20 protein-coding genes are annotated in these 15,566 nt (G+C 60.0%); all 20 read right to left on the bottom strand.

All coding sequences use genetic code 11. The features are described 5' to 3' along the window. Positions 1-20: 20 nt before the first annotated feature. A complete protein-coding gene (locus ACA043_RS06235) occupies positions 21-452 on the bottom strand; it encodes a phage tail assembly chaperone (protein WP_489878322.1) in 432 nt (143 codons plus the stop codon). 2 nt (positions 453-454) lie between these two features. Further along, complete coding sequence (locus ACA043_RS06230) at positions 455-1,195, bottom strand: gp53-like domain-containing protein (RefSeq protein ID WP_497658832.1); 741 nt, start codon at positions 1,193-1,195, stop codon at positions 455-457. Positions 1,196-1,225: 30 nt separating this feature from the next. Then, on the bottom strand, positions 1,226-1,693 hold the full coding sequence (locus tag ACA043_RS06225) for a phage tail assembly chaperone (protein ID WP_489878320.1): 468 nt from the start codon (positions 1,691-1,693) through the stop codon (positions 1,226-1,228). Beyond that, entirely contained in the window at positions 1,693-2,616 is a 924-nt protein-coding gene (locus tag ACA043_RS06220) for a glycine-rich domain-containing protein (RefSeq protein WP_497658831.1), read from the bottom strand. Before ACA043_RS06220 ends, ACA043_RS06225 begins: the two co-directional genes overlap by 1 nt. A 22-nt stretch (positions 2,617-2,638) precedes the next feature. Beyond that, on the bottom strand, positions 2,639-3,205 hold the full coding sequence (locus tag ACA043_RS06215; protein ID WP_497658830.1) for a tail fiber assembly protein: 567 nt from the start codon (positions 3,203-3,205) through the stop codon (positions 2,639-2,641). Between the two features lie 8 nt (positions 3,206-3,213). Beyond that, complete coding sequence (locus ACA043_RS06210) at positions 3,214-4,305, bottom strand: phage tail protein (protein ID WP_497658829.1); 1,092 nt, start codon at positions 4,303-4,305, stop codon at positions 3,214-3,216. A 176-nt stretch (positions 4,306-4,481) separates the two neighbouring features. Continuing rightward, positions 4,482-4,883: a phage tail assembly chaperone gene (locus ACA043_RS06205; RefSeq protein ID WP_497616707.1), complete on the bottom strand. Its 402-nt coding sequence runs from the start codon at positions 4,881-4,883 to the stop codon at positions 4,482-4,484. A gap of 2 nt (positions 4,884-4,885) precedes the next feature. Further along, positions 4,886-5,821, bottom strand: a complete 936-nt coding sequence (locus ACA043_RS06200; RefSeq protein ID WP_497616705.1) for a hypothetical protein — start codon at positions 5,819-5,821, stop codon at positions 4,886-4,888. 14 nt (positions 5,822-5,835) lie between these two features. Continuing rightward, positions 5,836-6,435 (bottom strand): YmfQ family protein, encoded by a 600-nt coding sequence (locus ACA043_RS06195; RefSeq protein ID WP_497658828.1) that lies wholly within the window; start codon positions 6,433-6,435, stop codon positions 5,836-5,838. Further along, entirely contained in the window at positions 6,423-7,469 is a 1,047-nt protein-coding gene (locus tag ACA043_RS06190) for a baseplate J/gp47 family protein (protein ID WP_497658827.1), read from the bottom strand. Before ACA043_RS06190 ends, ACA043_RS06195 begins: the two co-directional genes overlap by 13 nt. Beyond that, on the bottom strand, positions 7,459-7,857 hold the full coding sequence (locus ACA043_RS06185; RefSeq protein ID WP_187679114.1) for a phage GP46 family protein: 399 nt from the start codon (positions 7,855-7,857) through the stop codon (positions 7,459-7,461). The genes ACA043_RS06190 and ACA043_RS06185 overlap by 11 nt, the downstream gene beginning before the upstream one ends. After that, positions 7,857-8,366: a phage baseplate assembly protein V gene (locus tag ACA043_RS06180; RefSeq protein WP_497658826.1), complete on the bottom strand. Its 510-nt coding sequence runs from the start codon at positions 8,364-8,366 to the stop codon at positions 7,857-7,859. Before ACA043_RS06180 ends, ACA043_RS06185 begins: the two co-directional genes overlap by 1 nt. Before the next feature lie 140 nt (positions 8,367-8,506). Further along, positions 8,507-9,550, bottom strand: coding sequence for a phage baseplate assembly protein (locus ACA043_RS06175; protein ID WP_497658825.1), 1,044 nt, complete (start codon positions 9,548-9,550; stop codon positions 8,507-8,509). Positions 9,551-9,553: 3 nt separating this feature from the next. Beyond that, positions 9,554-10,789 (bottom strand): DNA circularization protein, encoded by a 1,236-nt coding sequence (locus ACA043_RS06170; protein ID WP_187679117.1) that lies wholly within the window; start codon positions 10,787-10,789, stop codon positions 9,554-9,556. Further along, positions 10,776-12,356 (bottom strand): phage tail protein, encoded by a 1,581-nt coding sequence (locus ACA043_RS06165; RefSeq protein ID WP_497658824.1) that lies wholly within the window; start codon positions 12,354-12,356, stop codon positions 10,776-10,778. Before ACA043_RS06165 ends, ACA043_RS06170 begins: the two co-directional genes overlap by 14 nt. Positions 12,357-12,486: 130 nt before the next feature. Next, a complete protein-coding gene (locus tag ACA043_RS06160) occupies positions 12,487-12,783 on the bottom strand; it encodes a phage tail assembly protein (RefSeq protein ID WP_007908778.1) in 297 nt (98 codons plus the stop codon). Next, complete coding sequence (locus ACA043_RS06155; RefSeq protein WP_007908779.1) at positions 12,780-13,127, bottom strand: phage tail tube protein; 348 nt, start codon at positions 13,125-13,127, stop codon at positions 12,780-12,782. The genes ACA043_RS06160 and ACA043_RS06155 overlap by 4 nt, the downstream gene beginning before the upstream one ends. 67 nt (positions 13,128-13,194) lie before the next feature. Further along, positions 13,195-14,691 carry a phage tail sheath subtilisin-like domain-containing protein gene (locus ACA043_RS06150; protein ID WP_497658823.1) on the bottom strand — a complete coding sequence of 499 codons (1,497 nt, stop codon included), beginning with the start codon at positions 14,689-14,691 and terminating at the stop codon, positions 13,195-13,197. Then, positions 14,691-14,873, bottom strand: a complete 183-nt coding sequence (locus ACA043_RS06145) for a DUF2635 domain-containing protein (RefSeq protein ID WP_095188872.1) — start codon at positions 14,871-14,873, stop codon at positions 14,691-14,693. Before ACA043_RS06145 ends, ACA043_RS06150 begins: the two co-directional genes overlap by 1 nt. After that, entirely contained in the window at positions 14,870-15,454 is a 585-nt protein-coding gene (locus tag ACA043_RS06140; protein ID WP_497658822.1) for a phage tail terminator protein, read from the bottom strand. Before ACA043_RS06140 ends, ACA043_RS06145 begins: the two co-directional genes overlap by 4 nt. Positions 15,455-15,566 lie beyond the last annotated feature (112 nt).

Raw genomic sequence — 15,566 nt, 5'->3', positions numbered from 1 at the left:
CTCTTCAGGTCAGCGACGGCTCAACCGTTGACTCGGAGCAAGCTTTCCAGCCAGTCGGGGTTGACCGGGCGGGAGCGTGCCTCCGGAAAGTCCGGATCGTTTGGCCAGTCGCGCAACGCTTGTCGATACGCCAGCAGTTGTTTGAACTCTTCGACGCGCAAGGTTGTGCCCTCGCCCATTTCCAGTTCTTCGCTATCACGAAGGACCAACCACTGAGTCAGCTCCAACGCTTTGTCTCGCCACGCTCGCTCTTGCGCGTCGCTGGACGGTTCCGCTAAAAATATCCGCTCCGGTCGTCCTTCAGTATTCAGTGAAAGAACCGTACCTTTTGGAGCATTCGATACCAGCCCGCAGTAGTCACCTTCGCTTAGTGCAAACGCGTCGGAAGGAATACTCACTCCATGTAAATCCGAATGATAAAAACCAGAAGTTGCCGGCGAGAAATAATACATAGTCAGTACCCTATTCCTATGATTCGGGCGGAGATGGACGAATTGGAATAATCAGGACAGCGCACATTGATGCCCACTTGCCGACTCACTGTAGAAACAGCATTCCATGTCAGAAACGTTGCTGTTGAAGTGCCTTCATGGGTGGCAACTGCAAGAAACAGAGCATTAGGAAATGCCAATGGCCATAGATTCAGATCACCGTAGTTGTTATTGCCTGACTGACTGGCGCTGCCGTTAATCCACTGGATGATCAAGCCACCCATCCAGGACGGAAAAACGATGTAGCCTGAAATCCCCAGCTTCACCATGAATCCAAGTCTGAGTTTTTTCGGAGTCACAATAGACGCGTCGCTAGCGCCAGCATTGACCTCTGCCTGAGAAGCAACTTTTGCAATGCCTACGATGGACTCTGTCGCCTGTTGGATTTTTTTCGCAATGGATTGGACTACGCGCAACGGTGTCATCAACTTGGTAGTACTCGCAGCAGACTCCGCATCCTCCTGACTCGCCAAGCTTTCGCTGTATTTCTTCGAGATCAGCGTATTGATAGCTGCTCTTAACTGAGTGTTATCAGCTTCGTCCGCGACTGCTCCTGAGCTTCTGATAACTTCAAGAATTTCCTGCGTGACGCTATTGCCCCAAGTTGCCGGAATCAACGAGCCCGGCGTTCCGGTGATTGGGTCTTCGTCTACGAATTTGTTATTGATCAGGCCGGCACTGGGCACACTTTTCGGGTAATCCATCACGCTACTCCATGTTTAAAAAATAAGACGTCAGCCATGAAATCCTGCCATCCACACCGGTGCTGACGGGCGGAAAACTTCTGCCGGGAAATGATCCGAATCGGGCCAGTCACGCAAGGCCTGCCGGTACTCCAGCAGCTCCAGATATTGCTGGGCCTTAAGTGTCGTGCCGCGGCCGAGTTCCTGTTCATCGCGATGACGCGTCACCCACCACTCGGTGGACGAAAGGCTCGTCTGCCGCCAAGTGCGCGCAGCCGCCAATGGCTCTTCTTCCTCCGCTGCGACTTGCGGGATAACCAAAGGATTTTCTGTTACGAGCAACGACTCGTTGCCCTGGCGAAGTTCGCCGACTGGCCCACCGATTTCGACCTCCATGCCTTCCGGCACCTGCACCATAGTCTCGACGAAGGCTGGGGCGAACAGTTGGGTAATCAGGTAATCACCGGTATCGATCAGTTCGACCGCGACACCGTTTTCAACTCGTGCATAACGGGCCATTATTCGTACTCCCAGATTTCACAAAAGGCGTTTCCGCCAGCGCCGCTGACCACTGAGGCGGACGGGTTGACCGAGCACGAACCACTGCCACCTGAGCCGCGGATGCCGGCGTTGCCAGCCGTGTTCGATCCGGTGAAAGGGGCCCCGCCATCGAACGGACTGGCGGCTCCGCAACCGGAGAGCAATCCCCAATTTGCATTGCTCATTCCAAATCCGCCGGAGAGTCCCCGAGCGCTGCAAAGATTGCCGCCCGTGACCGCTCCGCCGACCCCACCCTGTATGAATCCGGACGAGGTGGCAGTGGTTACAATCGCAAGTTTCTGCCCGCCGCCGCCTCCCGAAACACTCATATAAGCGCCAAAAGAAGCGCCGCCCCCCGATAAGCCCGTGCTGTTGCTCACCACTCCACCAGCGCCTAAGGAAACAGGTACACCGCTGAGCATTTGCGCAGTCAAGTCATACAGGCTTTCGGCATAGGCACCGGACCCACCGCCGCCTCCCAGGATTTGATTACCCGTCGGAACGGGCATGCATCCGCCGCCCGATCCACCTGCGCCGACTAACCGCACACGAATGCGTTTGGCTCTCGGGTTTGGCACATAAACCGTGATCCCGATCGTCTCGATCTGCCTCACTGCCAGCAACCGCCCCACCGCATCAGTGATGCCGTAACCCGCCAGCGTGGTCGGGGTATTTTTCAGTTTGGTGAAGTCGACCAGTGCACCAATGGCAGTCGCCAACTGATCGGTTTTGGCTTCATCCGGCGTTAACCCGGCAGCCTTGATGGCATTGAGTATTTCTTGCGTGACACTGTTGCCCCACTCGGCGGGGATCAACGATCCCGGAGTACCGGCGACGGGGTTTTCATCGACGAAACCGCCGTTGACCAAGCCCACACCGGGGATGCTTTTTGGATAGTCCACTGTTTTACTCCCTGTGCAGCAATCAGCTGTCTACGGTTGCGCCAGGTGCGGTCGGCCAAGTGATTTCCTCAGGGAAACCAGCGTGCTTTTCGATGCGGTTGAGTTCAACGCTGTACAGCTTCCATTCGAGCAGGCGCAGTTGTTCGTCATGGCTTGCATCACCGACGTCTTCGGCGTATTGGAGGGGCGCGATGCGCAGGACGGCGTCACGCAGCAAGGTGTCACGCAGAGCAATCACTTTGGCCTTTAAGTCCGCCAGACGCAGGGGTTCATTCAGCACCCATGCGTTGTCCTGCCAGAGATGAAATTCGTCGGGGCACGGCTCGGCAGTGAGGTCTTCCGGCAGGGCTCCCAATTCACTCCAGGTCTGTTTCGCACCGTTATCTTTGCGATAGACGGTGCCACGCAGGTCGATCAGCTCGCGAGGCACACCGTTGGCCATCGCCCAGGTACGCCCCTGTTCCGCTTCTGGCAATTCGTAAGCCAGTTGAACCGCGTTAGCGGGCAATTGAACGCCGATGCCTGGCGTCACAAAAAACTCCACCGGCCCCACAAGAGCGCCGGCGTCATCCATTAAGTAATTGAACATGCTGAGCCTCAGATAACCTTGATGCGGCCGGGATAGGCGACGTTGCGGGGACGGGACGTAAACGTATACAAAAGCGTGTTGGCAGCGTCCTGCTGGCAACTGGTGCCTGCGGGAAAAATCGGGCCGCCGTTGCTCGGTTTGACCCATGTTTGATTTTCGTGAGTCTGCTGCCCCACCGCAGAAAGGCTGTCAGACCAGCGCGAACCCACCGTCCCGGCGCCGTTTGCCCCCAAGGCATACGAATGCACCGTGCCGGCTTGATTGGTACCCATGACGCGGCCGACGTCAGCGTTACGCCCCTCGTCCAGAACCCGCAGGAATTCGCCGCGCAGTTCCGGGCCTCGAAAGGTCAACGCGCCATCACCTAGCGTCCAGTTACCTTCATTTCCAGCACGGGTTGCCTCGGTATTGAGCATTCCCGAACGTTGGGCGTGATCCCACAGCCATGGCCACTCGGCACGATTCATCAACGTGCCGTTGAGCGCGCCATAACCACCGGGGCTCAGCACCACGGTGGTCTCGAAAAACGGCCTGCCTAACGGGGTGTTGTCGAAGCGACCAACCGGCCACCAACTCCCCGCACCATCACTGCGCAAATGCCACCAGTCCCCACCGCCCATCAGTACGAAGAATGGATAACCATTCGGCGAAAGGTGCGTATGAAAACGGATGCGGTCAGTGCCGGATGCCTGGATCACCAGACGATTGCCGCTGTTGTCCACACGACGAACAATCACATCGCGTACACCGAGTGCGACGTTGGCCGGCGGCAACAGCACGGTCATCGGAGCCGGGCTGCCGTCGATCAGCACGAGACCGAGTTCTTGCTCGGTCAGCGTTTTGGAAGCAGCCAGTCGAGTGATGACCGAACGCATAGGACTGCCGTTCCCGACAATCGCCTGAATCGCTTTGAACAACTGATTGTTGTCCCCTTCAGAAGCCACCAGCCCGCCACCGATAATCACACTCAGGATTTCCTGAGTAACGCTGTTACCCCACACCGCCGGAATCAACGATCCGGGCGTGCCCGCCACCGGGTTTTCATCAACGAAGCGGCCATCGACCAGGCCGACGCTGGGGACGCTTTTTGGATAATCCATAGGTCTTTCGTTCCTCTGAAATACAAATGAACCGCGTCCCGAGCCCTGCCATTGCAGCCTCGTCCACGGTCAGTTTCTGAAAATAAAAAAGCCCACTTTGGAGTGGGCTTTGGTGATACAGCACGAAGGGATCGCAACTGATTGATCGGATAACCGATCTTGATCGGAGCAATATTTCAAGCCACTCGTTGAGACAACCGGGCAAGCCACTTAGGCGTTTGTGGGCGCGACGCGGTATCAACGGCATCGCTTGCGGCGGGCCAATCACGCAGGGCTTGGCGATAGGCGAGCAACTTCGCAAACTGCTTGGAACTCAAACTTGTTTGTACTCCGGCGTCTAGTTCATCGCGATGACGGATCACCAGCCAGTCAGACTCGATGAGCACTGCGGTGCGCCATTGGCGCTCCGCTGTTGCTGCTGCGTCCTGCGAAACGGTCACGGCGGCAGGCTCACTGAAGGTGTCGTCCTTATAGATCCAACCGGTGGAGACCGGCTTGCCAATGGGAATCACAACGCCGCAATCGACGTCTCCGTTCACCAAAGCAGTCACCAAACCGTTTTCGATAATGGCTTTCATAGTCAAACCTCCCAACGCACGCGCGCATTGATGACACCTGCCGCACTAAGGTTCTGCGCCCACGCGACAATTAACACGCGTCCCATATAACGGTCCGTAAATCCACCCTCTGGTACAACCTGCGTCCCTGACACAGCTACCCCGATCTCTTCACTGACCACGCCATAATCGGTTTTCACGTTGCCGTCAAAATCGTAGATCCCTGCAATGTACGCGCGCGGTTTACGGGCCCAGTTCAACGTTACCGAGTAACTGCCACTGGCAGCGGACCAGACCCCTACGGCTTCAAGCCGCGCCTTGTTCGCCAACAGCGTCAGCTTGGGCGCCGTCCCTGCGCCTGCAGTCACCACTTTGGCTACAAGCATGTCGATACAGGTGGAGTCGAATCCGCCACCGCTGCCCCCGGTTCCGCCCTTCAATGCCGCTGGGATCGCATCGGTATCGGCACCTTTTTGCATGTAGCAAACCAGTGCCCCGTCACGCACCTGCAATCGCAGAAAATAAGTGCTGTTGATATCAAGCGCAGGCGATGCCCAAGCTGTCGTCAACAAGCCACGCGGCCGAGCTGTCATGCCAACGGTCACTTCTTCGCAGAGACTGACCAGAACACCGCCCGGTACCGACACGTTGCCTCCCGCCGAGCCGCTCGCAGCGGTCACTGCGATGCGGCCATCAACCGTAGCCACCGTCGGAAATGCCAGCGCGGCGAAGGGCAAGGCATCCTGGGACAGCACGGTTTTGAGTGACTTGAGCAGTTGGTTCGACTCACTCTCGGAAGGCACCAGACCTGCCGCGCGAATCACGGTCAGCAGCTCCTCGGTCACCGCATTGCCCCAGGTGGCCGGAATCAACGAGCCCGGCGTGCCGGTCAACGGGTTCTCATCGACAAACATGCCATTCACCAGACCGGAACTGGGCACGCTCTTCGGATAATCCATATCGTCATTCCTCCCTAGTCATAATTGATGTGCACCTTGGTATGCGCTGGCGCGCTGCGGTGGATCAGGCATTCCAGCGCCGAGCCCGGGTTCACGCCGAAGCGTTCGCCCCAGTAACTTGCGCCGAAACGCCGACCGAGCAGCAGGCGACCGCCGGTGTTGAGCGTCCACATGAACTGCGCCTCCCACGTGCCCCAATGCGCAGCACCGAACCGTGCACGACCCATGCGTGGGGCTTCGTGTTCGGTGATGCTGGCGTTGGGGTAGCCCTGGCTTTTGGCGATTTCGAGGTAGTAGCCGACGGCCTGGCTGCCGACTGCGAGTAAGCGGCGGCGCACGGCGAGGCGACGGTCGTCGAACAGTGGCGTGGCGCCCAGGCATGGGTCGGGCAGGTCCATCACCCGCTCCCAGTCCGGCACCAGTTCGCTGACGCCGGCCGGGTCCATTTCGTTGAGCAGGTCGGCGGCACGGGCGTCGAGGCGGGCCAGTTCGACGGCGACGCCTTGCAGCACTTCCTCCAGTTCCGGCACTTGTTCCGGGTCCCATGCGGGACCTGCAGGCAACAGCGCACGTAACTGCGCCTGATATTGCGCGGCGGTTCTTATGCCCCCCATACGCAACCTCCGAAGGTCAGCAGTTCACTTTGCCCGGCCGGCACGTCAGCCGAAGGCGCGGTGAGCGTGTGATCGTATTCGCCACCGGCGCTGCTGATGGCTTCGCGAATGTGGCTGATCAGCAACGGCACGCCGAGGTCGGCCTCGCGGTTATGCAGATCGCGCAACTGCGCTTCGACGGCGGCGCGCACGGCGGTGGTGTCCGGGTTGACGCTCTTGAAGCGATAGACCACCGGTACCTGAACCGGTCGCTGCACATGCACTTCGGCGGTGACCGGGCGCAGCGGTTCGATGTATTCCTGAACCTCGGCCAGTTGCTCCTCATTGGGCACCGGTTGCGGATCCTCGTCGCGCATGATGAACACCGTCACTGTGCCCGGCCCGAGCAAGCCGCCACGGCACCAGGCGCGGGTCACGCCCGGCACTTCCAGCGCCCAGGTTTCGTAGTCGCTGGCCGAGCCGCCGTGCGGGATCACACGATAGGAACGAATCACCCGCGAGCGCAGCGATTCCAGGCTTTCGCGCGCCACGCCGCCACTGAGCCCCGGCGCCAAGACGATGAAGCTGTTGCCGACGATGCCGGCGATCGGTTGTACCGGGGTCAGCGCCAGACCCGCGTCGGCATTGCCCAGGCTGCCGGCATCCAGTGCAGCGATGGTGGTGCTGTTGCTGCCATTCACCGTGGTGCGCGAAGCGGTGACTTTGTAAGTACGACCGTCGCTCGATTGCAGCAACGTATCGACGTCGAGCACCGCACCGGCGGTCGCAGTAAAACTGACGCTACCGGTGGCCACTTGCGCGGGTTTGCGTGGCTGGTTCAGGCGCAATGCAGCGATGCGTTCCAGGGTCGATTCATCGGCCTTGTCCGGCAGGATCTGCTCGGCAATCCAGTCGAGATAACCGTACAGGCCATAAGCGGCGCCACCTAAGGTGCGGGCCAGCACTTGCGCATCGGACTGGCGCAGCGAATCGCCGGCCAGGTCGCTTTGGGTGCGCTTGATCAGCACCGGTAGCGAAGGGGTTTCAAACGGCATAGATCACCTGCCAACTGTTATCGGGGTTGATGTCCAGACGTTCACCGTCGGCCAGGGTCAGGACCGTGCGCAGGTTCAGGCGCTGGGCGTCGAGGCGTTCGCTGATGATGTCGATGGCGCTGCAGTGGCCGTCGTCGATCAGCCATTGCAAGGCTTCACGGGCATAGAACTCGGCATCCATCTGGGTCTGTCGGGTCAGCTTGACCCGGCGCAACAGCCACAGCCGCGAGCCGATACGGTCGTCGGCGACGGTGGGAAACGTATCGCCCCACCAGCCGTAGCGTTCGTCGTCGTCGAGGGCGTCGTCATCGGCGGCACGGCGCCAGGTGAACAGGCTGATGAGCACGGCACGGGTCAGCGCGGCATGGAGGTTCTGGCTGATGAACATCACTTGCCTCCTGCCGGCGCACCGGTCTGGCCGTTGCCGGCCTGCACGCCGACGTGCACGTGTTTGATCTGGCTGATGCCGCCGGCGAGTTGATCGCCAGTGGAAACGATTTTCCCGGTCTGATTAATGACTGGTGTATCGAAGTTCACAGCGGTACTGGCGCAGATATTCAGCGTGGCGGTTTCGATGTCGATGATCCGCCCGCGCTTGAAGTGAATCTTGTCGCCTTCGTCGGTGTAGATCGCCACTTCACCGGCGGCCAGCGATTGCAGGCGATAGCGGCGGTCGGCGACTACCAGGGCGATGGCGTGGGAACGGTCACCGCCGAGGAAGGTGACGACGCCCTCGGCGCCAGCCAGCGGGTGGCTGGTGAAACCGTAGGGTTCGAAGTGCTCGAGGTCGTCGTTGACTTCCCCGGCGGTGAGGCGCATTTGCAGCGATTGCAGCTTGGATGCCGAATTGGCGAGCACGACAGTGCCGCGCGCCAGCAGGCGTGTCAGTAGGCTCATGGGGTGTCCTTCAAAAAATGGCCCGAACGGGATCAATGTGGGAGCGAGCCTGCTCGCGAATGCGCTGGATCAGGCACTGTGATGCTGAGGCTGCCGACGCTTTCGCGAGCAGGCTCGCTCCCACAGCGTCGGTGTAGCGCTCAGGTTTTTTTCGGGGGGGTTGGATCAGGATCGAAGGTATGCGGCGGCGCGACTTGCAGGGTCGTCACCGCCCCCTGCGCCGACAGTGAATAAGTCACTTTCGAAATCAGCATGTCGCCCTCAAAACCGAGCACCGGATCCGTGACCTTGACCAGCGTGTTGTGGCGCCACAGATCACCGTTGGACTGACGCCAGCCCTGCACTTGATAAGTAGTGGACTGAGCCCTGCCCATTCGGGTGGCACTTTCCCACTGGGCACGTTGCTGGGCCAGCTCAAAGGTCAGCGCAGTGCCCTCGTTGATGATCGTAGTGCGCCGGCGCTTGAAGGTCAGATCGGCCGCAGTGGATTCAACCTCGCTGACCGCCGCCCCGCTCTTCTTGTCGGAGCCTTTCTGCTGGCCGATCACCCGGTATTCGGAGAACACCTGGCTTTGATCCATCGGCGCGTTGGCCGACAAAATGTTCTTGCCCAGCTCCAGCGCATCACTGGCCCGACCACCACTGCCGGGCTTGGCCAGCACCAGCCGGCCCTGCTCGTCATCGGTGGAAAACACCCGGAAAAGAGAGAGCAAACGGTCGATCGACTGAAACACCGTTTCACCCGGCACGATGGTGTGCTTGGCCAGCCGCGCAGTCTCGGGGATCTCGTTGACGACCATCAGCGAGTACTCCATCGCCAGCGCCTGCACGATGGTCAGCAACGGTTGTTCCTGCCACTGACCGGGCCGGTTGGTGGCAGCGCAATCGACCAGGTCCTGAGTCTTGGAACTGCCTTCGATACTCAGGCTGATCTGCCGGCCGTCATAACGAATCGGCGCCTTGAACACGTAACCGGTGAGTACCAGATCCTTGCCGATCTTCACTTCGCACGGGTCGCCCGGTTTGATCCGCTGATCGACCGTCTGCCCCGGCCATTGCCAAGTGATGTCGAGTTTGAAGGTACGGAACTGGCGCTCCAGATCAGCGCTGATTTCCACGCTTTTCCAGCCGCCGTATTCCATGTTGTTGACCGTCAGCGTGACGCGGTTATCCATCTCGCTCATGGTTTACTCCCTGGACACTTTCACGTCGTTGGGTGAAAAGCCCGGATGGTTCATCTTGTTGCTCTGAGTCACTTGAGTCACCCGTGTGGCATCGGCAAATTGCTTGTAGGCCACGACTAGCGCCGGCAGGTTTTCCTGGAACGACTTACTGACCTGTCGCACACCGGATGACGCCACTGCCTTGAGATGCGCAATCAGCGCTTCCTTCACATCATTGATTGCCTGGTGATGCTTGGGATCGGCCTTGTCCAGCATCGGATCAATGGCCGCCCCGACAGCCTTCTGCAGAGCTTTCATCTCATCGGTCACCGGCACTTCCTGACGGGTCACCGGTTGATTCGCCTGCTGAGCCAGCGAAGGTGTCGATGACAGTTTCACCGCAGGGGTCGCCACCGGCATCGACGCCACCCACTGCGCCACTTTGACCAGCAGAGTGTCCTGCACCAGATCGGCCATGGCTTGTGCCGCTGCGTTGGTGTCCTTGCCGGTGGTGATCTTCGGCGCATCAGCCTTGCGGATGGCTTCGAGTTGTTGGGACACGTCGGCAATCACGCCACGGTAGCCCTCCTTCGCGAATTCCTTGAGCTCCTTGATATCGCCGAGCAAGCCCTTGAACTCCGCCGCCACTTCCTTGGGCAGTTCCTTGACCGCTTTGACCAGTTCGGTGATCTGCCGGTATTGCTCGATCAGCGGTTTGAGTTGCTCCTTGATCACCTCATAAACCCCGGTGAGGCTGTTGCGCAGATTGGCGATGCCGATCCGCGCAGCCTTGATCAGGGTCATCGCCTGTTCGAACCGCGCTACCGCCGAACCCAGCAGCGTGTCGGCTTTCGACAACAAGACCTTCTGGGTGCTGACGGTGGCGGTCGGAAATGGCAGCGGCTGATCGGGATAGAACTTCAGCGCAAACGTCACCAACCCGCCGTCCTGGCGGGTGTGGGTCATGTCGCACTCGCCGACCTTGACTTGCAGGCGGCCGAGCCACGGATGCACCAGTTCACCACTGCCCGCCTCCAGTGCCTTGAGCAGCTTGTCGCGCTGCTCCAGGCAATCAGGGCCGATGATGAACGCCGTCAGATCGTGGGTCTTGGCCTGCTGGCCGAGGTCCTCGAAAAACGGCAGGTCACGCTGCGGGTACTCATGCAACTGACCTTTACGACCGACCGGGGTTTTCGCCTGATCGATCCAGAACCCGACACCGCGAAAGGATGCCGGCAACAAACGGTCACGCCAGTTCATTGGAACCTCCTGCCGACAGCGAGCGATAGCCGATGCGCGAAGACAGCGCCAGGCCCGGTTGATTGGTTTGCGGTTGATCGGTACGCAGCCCCGCCGGCGCATTCTCGAAGCGCACGGTCAGGCCGCCTTCGAGCTGTGTGCGGTTGTTGGCGGCGCTTTGCTGGATCAGGGTATTGGAGGTTTGCGACAGTGAGCCGGCCTGCATCGGCGGTTTTTCCGGCAGATGCCCCGGTGTTGCCAGGTTTCCCGGTACCGACAACTCGCTAGAGGTCGATTCACTGCTGCCCTTGAAAAACACCGGCGCCAACTCGCCTTTGCCTTCGGCATTAGTCTTCAGCTGAGCCTGAGTGAAGACATCCACGCGGGCCTTGGCATCGGCAATCAGCTCGCCGAAACCGCCGTTGAAAAACGCCTTGATCGGTGCGATGGCGTCCTGAAACTTCTGCGCCCACTTTTCGATCCAGGCGGTAACGGGTGCCCAGTTCTCGATGATTTTTTCCAGTGGCGACCAGCCCAACTGCTCTCGAATAATCGCGTACATCGCCAGGAACGGCAGCTTGATGTAATCCCAGATCGCCGTGAACACACTGACCACTGCGCCCCAGATCGCCTGGATCACCTCAAGCGGTGACCAATCGAAGAAGCTCTTGAGAAAGCCCTGCACGGGTACCGACACCGCCCTGAGCAAATCCCAGATCGATGAGAACAACCCCACCAACGGCATCCAGTTATTGATGATCAACCCTTGCGGCGAGTAGTTGAACCAGGTCTTGAAGAACTCGATCACCGGCACGGCAACAGCCTTGACGCCCTCCCACAACACAGAGAAAAACGCCGTGACTGGCCCCCAATTGCTGATCAACTGTCCCAGCGGCGTGTAGCCGAACATGGTCTTGAAAAACTCCGCCATCGGGATGACAACCGGGGCAATCTTTTGCCAGAGGCCGATGAAAAACGTCGAGATCGGTTTCCAGTAAGCCACGATCAAACCGGCGGCCAAGGCAATGCCTGTGGCAATCAGCATGATCGGGTTGGCCTTCATCACCATGCTCATGACATCGAACACCTGGGTCGCTCCGGCCACAGCGGTTTGCATCGCTGAAAACGCGATGGCCCCCGCCGCCAGCCCCTGCACCAGCTCCGGGTTGTCATCGAGCAAACTGCCGAACCCCGTCAGCATCGGCTCAAGTCCAACGACCACGGCACCGACCGCCGGCACCAGCGCGGCATTCACCGCATTGGAAACCTTCTCCATCGAAGCACTGAACACGTTCATGTTCTGCGCCGCGACTTTCGGTGCGGCGGGCAGGTCGACGGTTTTCGCCGTCTCGCTGACTTCGGTTAATTTCCCCTGAAAGGCTGCCGCCGATTTGATGCCGTCCACGAACGGCGTGATCACGCTGCCGCCCTTGAACAACCCGCTGATATCGAGTTTGCCCAGACCGGTCTGCTCGAGGTTTTTCTTGAAGCTCTCGACCTTGGCCCGAAGGGCACCGAGTTTGGGCGACAGCTCATCGATGCCAGTAATCAGCACCGAGGTTTTCGGTTTGCTATCTGTGTCTGCCATCACTGCACCTGCTGCATCGCATTGATCCGTTGCGCGTGCTCCAGCGATTCGCGGAGCACATCCAGTGGCCTGGCCATCATCTGTTCGGGGTCAACCTTCCAGAACCAGGCCAGGTCATAGGCGACTGCGATCAGGTCGGTGATGGCGCCGACGCCGCACTCATGAAAAAACTCGCAACAGCCCAGCTCAGCGCGTTGAGGTCAGCCAGATCGAGCTGGTTGACCGACGACGGCGGAATGCCGGCGCACACGGCGATGTATTTGGCCGCGACGTCCATGTCGAGGCTGACCTCTTCGCTCTTGTCGATCTTGTACGGCAGCGCCTTGATCGCTCGCACTTCCTGCACCGTCGGACGGCGCAGGACGAGTTCGGTCAGGGGCTCGCCGTGAGCTTCGATCGCAACCTGAAGCTTCACGGCGCCACTCATTGCCATGTCCCCTTGATGCCTTCGAATTTCAGTTCGATGGTGGCGTCATCGCCCTTGGAGACTGGTTCTTCAACCAGGTACGCACCGGCCAGCACGTAGACTTTGCCATTGCTGAATTCGCAGGTGACGGTGATGTCGGTGCCTTCGATCAGCTTCTTCAGCGGGAAATCGGCGGTGTGCAGCGCGGTTACTTTGAACGACGGCGCGATGTCGGTTTCCTTGTAGAAGCCGGGTACGACGGTTTCGCGTTTTACGGCCATCAGCGGGGCTTCGCAGCCGCCGTTGATAGTCAGTTGCGCGCCGTCGACCTTGACGTAGCAGGTACCTGCAATCAGTTGACCCATGGTGTTACTCCCTTGAATAAAAAAGCCCACGCGAGGTGGGCTGAATGCTTGACGCTAAACGCGGTTATCAAGCCGCGTCGTCGTACTGCAGACGGAATTGGTTGAGCAGTGCGAACACGCGCAGACCGTTGATGTAATCAGGCGGGAACAGCACGTTCACGCGGCTCGGGTCCTGCACGTCGCGCTCGACGATCAGGTGCTCGGCGAACAACTCGGCGTTCTCGACGTGGCCTTCCAGTTCGAGTTTGGCGTACTGGGCGATCAGCTCACCGCGAATGGTGCTCGGGGTGACGATGGGCTGACCGGCGCCGAAGCGGGTGCCGTCGGAGGCCAGTTTGTGCCGACCGTATTTGCTGGTGATCACGCTTTGCAGACGACGCACGATGAACGCCGACTGGTGCATGGTTTCGCTGTCCAGATAGGAGTTGTCGGCCTGGCCGTAAGCGTTTTTCTGGTAGGTGGTGATCGAACGCTGGATGCGCACGTAACCGCCTTCGTAGTACGCAGTGGCGATGCCGTAGTTGAGCAGCGACTGACGCTCGGTCAGGGTGAAACGCTCGCTCGCTGGCGCAGGATCGACACCCGGCAGGCTGCCGCTCTGGGTCGGACGGCTGGCGTCGGCGGAGATGAACACCGCAGTGCGCGCAGCCAGTGCAGCAGCTTGTACCCAGAACGGTTGCGGAACACCCGGCTCCAGCGCCTGAATGGTCATGTGCTGGTCGTTACGCGCCTGACCGGCCGCCACCAGAGTGCCGACGGTGCCGCGCTTGGCGCTGTAGACATGACCAAACAGTTGCTTGGCCCACGACCAGCGACCGGTGCTGTCATCCATGACCGCTTGCCAGGTGTTGAGGGTCGACAGGTCCGACCACGGCAGTGCGATGAACTCGAATGGCTCATCACCCAGTGCCGCAACGGCACCGATCTGATCCGGCACGCCGGCGCCGCCGGTCATGGCGGTGATTGCGGAGGTCAGGCCGGCCGGGGTCTCTTCGCCATTGCTCTTGCCCAGGCGATTGAATTGCAGGCTGATGTCGTTGCCGCTGTCGCCAGTCCATTTGGCGTTCAGGGTCACGACGCCTTCGGCAGCCGCAGCGCTCACCGGCAGATCGGCCGTGGCGTTGATTTTCTGCGCCAGCGCAGTCGCTGCTTGAGCGGCGGTAGCACCGTTGACCACGGTGGCTTGCACACGCACACCACCAACATACAGGTTGAGTACGCCAGCCTGAGTCGCGGTGCCGGTCAGGGTCAGCACGCCTTTGGCGATGGCGCCTTCAGCGTTGTGCAGCGGCAGGCACCAGATCTCGCCGATCGGGTCGGCCTTGCGGAAGGTCTCGTACATCGAGGCGAGCATCGAGCCCTGGCCACCGATACTTTTTGCCAGCGCCACGCTGGAGACCAAAACCAGTTTGCCGACTTCAGTCGGGGCGATGTTGTCGTTGACCTGAGCCACGATCAAACGGCGCATGGTCGAGCTCGCACTATTGGCGGCCGAGTTGTCCATTTCGGCATAGAACAGCGGTACACGAATGTCCGCGGGGATGTTGCTGAATCCGATCGCCATTATTTGGCTCCCTGTGGTTTAGCCGCTTTTGCGGTTTTGAGTGTGATATCGCCGTCGGCCAGACGTCGGCGCCACCAGGCGCTGTCCAGCACTTCACGGCCTTCGAGAGGCAGCAGATCGCCCGCCTCCGGGTCTGGCACGGCACGGCCTGCGGCCGGCACTACGGTGATGCGATTGCTCATGGGGTTACGTCTCCAGAGAAAGTCAGTTCCACGCGCCCATCGGGGCCCGGGCGTTTCAGGTTGGGGTCGGCCGGGTCGATCGCATCGACCCGCACGGTGGCCCCGGTAAAGGACGACAAACCGTCCAGTTCACGTTCGTGCCAACTCTCCGCAGGCTGACTCGGCAGATTGCGACCGAGCTGGAACTCGGCAAAAAAGCGCAGCCGATAAAAGGCGCGGCTGCTGTTGATCGAGACCATCTCGCCGCCGTCATAAACGATGGCGCTGTAGTCGGCATCGGCTTTGAAACCCACCAGTGCGCGCCACAGTTCGGCGCGCAGGTCGTGCAACAGATCCAGCGCTTTTGTCGCGTCGGTGGCGTCAAGCGCCAGGACGATTTCGAAGCGGTCGCGGATCGGTTGCCAGGTGAGGTTTTGTGCGGTGCTGTTGCTGGCCAGATCGGCCAGCGGTGTGACGTGGGCCGAAGGTGTCGGCAGATCGGGCTTGCCTTGCAGCAACGCCAGGTCGACACCCACCGCGATGTGATTGGCAAGGCTTGGGCATTGCGCACGCAACTGCGTGAGGATCGGGGTGATCTTCATGGTGGTGTTCCGGAATTAGAGGGAGTGAACGCAGAACCCAATGTGGGAGCGAGCCTGCTCGCGAAAGCGCTGGGTCAGTCGTCGCCATCAATGTTGGCTATGCCGGCCTCTT

It is taken from the genome of Pseudomonas sp. LBUM1648, from assembly GCF_059716145.1.
Note: the sequence above shows the minus strand (reverse complement) of the source record. Positions and strands in the feature narration are given on the sequence as shown.

Bases quoted from the DNA above. Each gene is read 5' to 3' on its own strand.
- ACA043_RS06235 (WP_489878322.1), bottom strand. From the start codon at position 452: ATGTATTATTTCTCGCCGGCAACTTCTGGTTTTTATCATTCGGATTTA.
- ACA043_RS06230 (WP_497658832.1), bottom strand. From the start codon at position 1,195: ATGGATTACCCGAAAAGTGTGCCCAGTGCCGGCCTGATCAATAACAAA.
- ACA043_RS06225 (WP_489878320.1), bottom strand. From the start codon at position 1,693: ATGGCCCGTTATGCACGAGTTGAAAACGGTGTCGCGGTCGAACTGATC.
- ACA043_RS06215 (WP_497658830.1), bottom strand. From the start codon at position 3,205: ATGTTCAATTACTTAATGGATGACGCCGGCGCTCTTGTGGGGCCGGTG.
- ACA043_RS06210 (WP_497658829.1), bottom strand. From the start codon at position 4,305: ATGGATTATCCAAAAAGCGTCCCCAGCGTCGGCCTGGTCGATGGCCGC.
- ACA043_RS06205 (WP_497616707.1), bottom strand. From the start codon at position 4,883: ATGAAAGCCATTATCGAAAACGGTTTGGTGACTGCTTTGGTGAACGGA.
- ACA043_RS06200 (WP_497616705.1), bottom strand. From the start codon at position 5,821: ATGGATTATCCGAAGAGCGTGCCCAGTTCCGGTCTGGTGAATGGCATG.
- ACA043_RS06195 (WP_497658828.1), bottom strand. From the start codon at position 6,435: ATGGGGGGCATAAGAACCGCCGCGCAATATCAGGCGCAGTTACGTGCG.
- ACA043_RS06190 (WP_497658827.1), bottom strand. From the start codon at position 7,469: ATGCCGTTTGAAACCCCTTCGCTACCGGTGCTGATCAAGCGCACCCAA.
- ACA043_RS06185 (WP_187679114.1), bottom strand. From the start codon at position 7,857: ATGTTCATCAGCCAGAACCTCCATGCCGCGCTGACCCGTGCCGTGCTC.
- ACA043_RS06180 (WP_497658826.1), bottom strand. From the start codon at position 8,366: ATGAGCCTACTGACACGCCTGCTGGCGCGCGGCACTGTCGTGCTCGCC.
- ACA043_RS06175 (WP_497658825.1), bottom strand. From the start codon at position 9,550: ATGAGCGAGATGGATAACCGCGTCACGCTGACGGTCAACAACATGGAA.
- ACA043_RS06170 (WP_187679117.1), bottom strand. From the start codon at position 10,789: ATGAACTGGCGTGACCGTTTGTTGCCGGCATCCTTTCGCGGTGTCGGG.
- ACA043_RS06165 (WP_497658824.1), bottom strand. From the start codon at position 12,356: ATGGCAGACACAGATAGCAAACCGAAAACCTCGGTGCTGATTACTGGC.
- ACA043_RS06160 (WP_007908778.1), bottom strand. From the start codon at position 12,783: ATGAGTGGCGCCGTGAAGCTTCAGGTTGCGATCGAAGCTCACGGCGAG.
- ACA043_RS06155 (WP_007908779.1), bottom strand. From the start codon at position 13,127: ATGGGTCAACTGATTGCAGGTACCTGCTACGTCAAGGTCGACGGCGCG.
- ACA043_RS06150 (WP_497658823.1), bottom strand. From the start codon at position 14,691: ATGGCGATCGGATTCAGCAACATCCCCGCGGACATTCGTGTACCGCTG.
- ACA043_RS06145 (WP_095188872.1), bottom strand. From the start codon at position 14,873: ATGAGCAATCGCATCACCGTAGTGCCGGCCGCAGGCCGTGCCGTGCCA.
- ACA043_RS06140 (WP_497658822.1), bottom strand. From the start codon at position 15,454: ATGAAGATCACCCCGATCCTCACGCAGTTGCGTGCGCAATGCCCAAGC.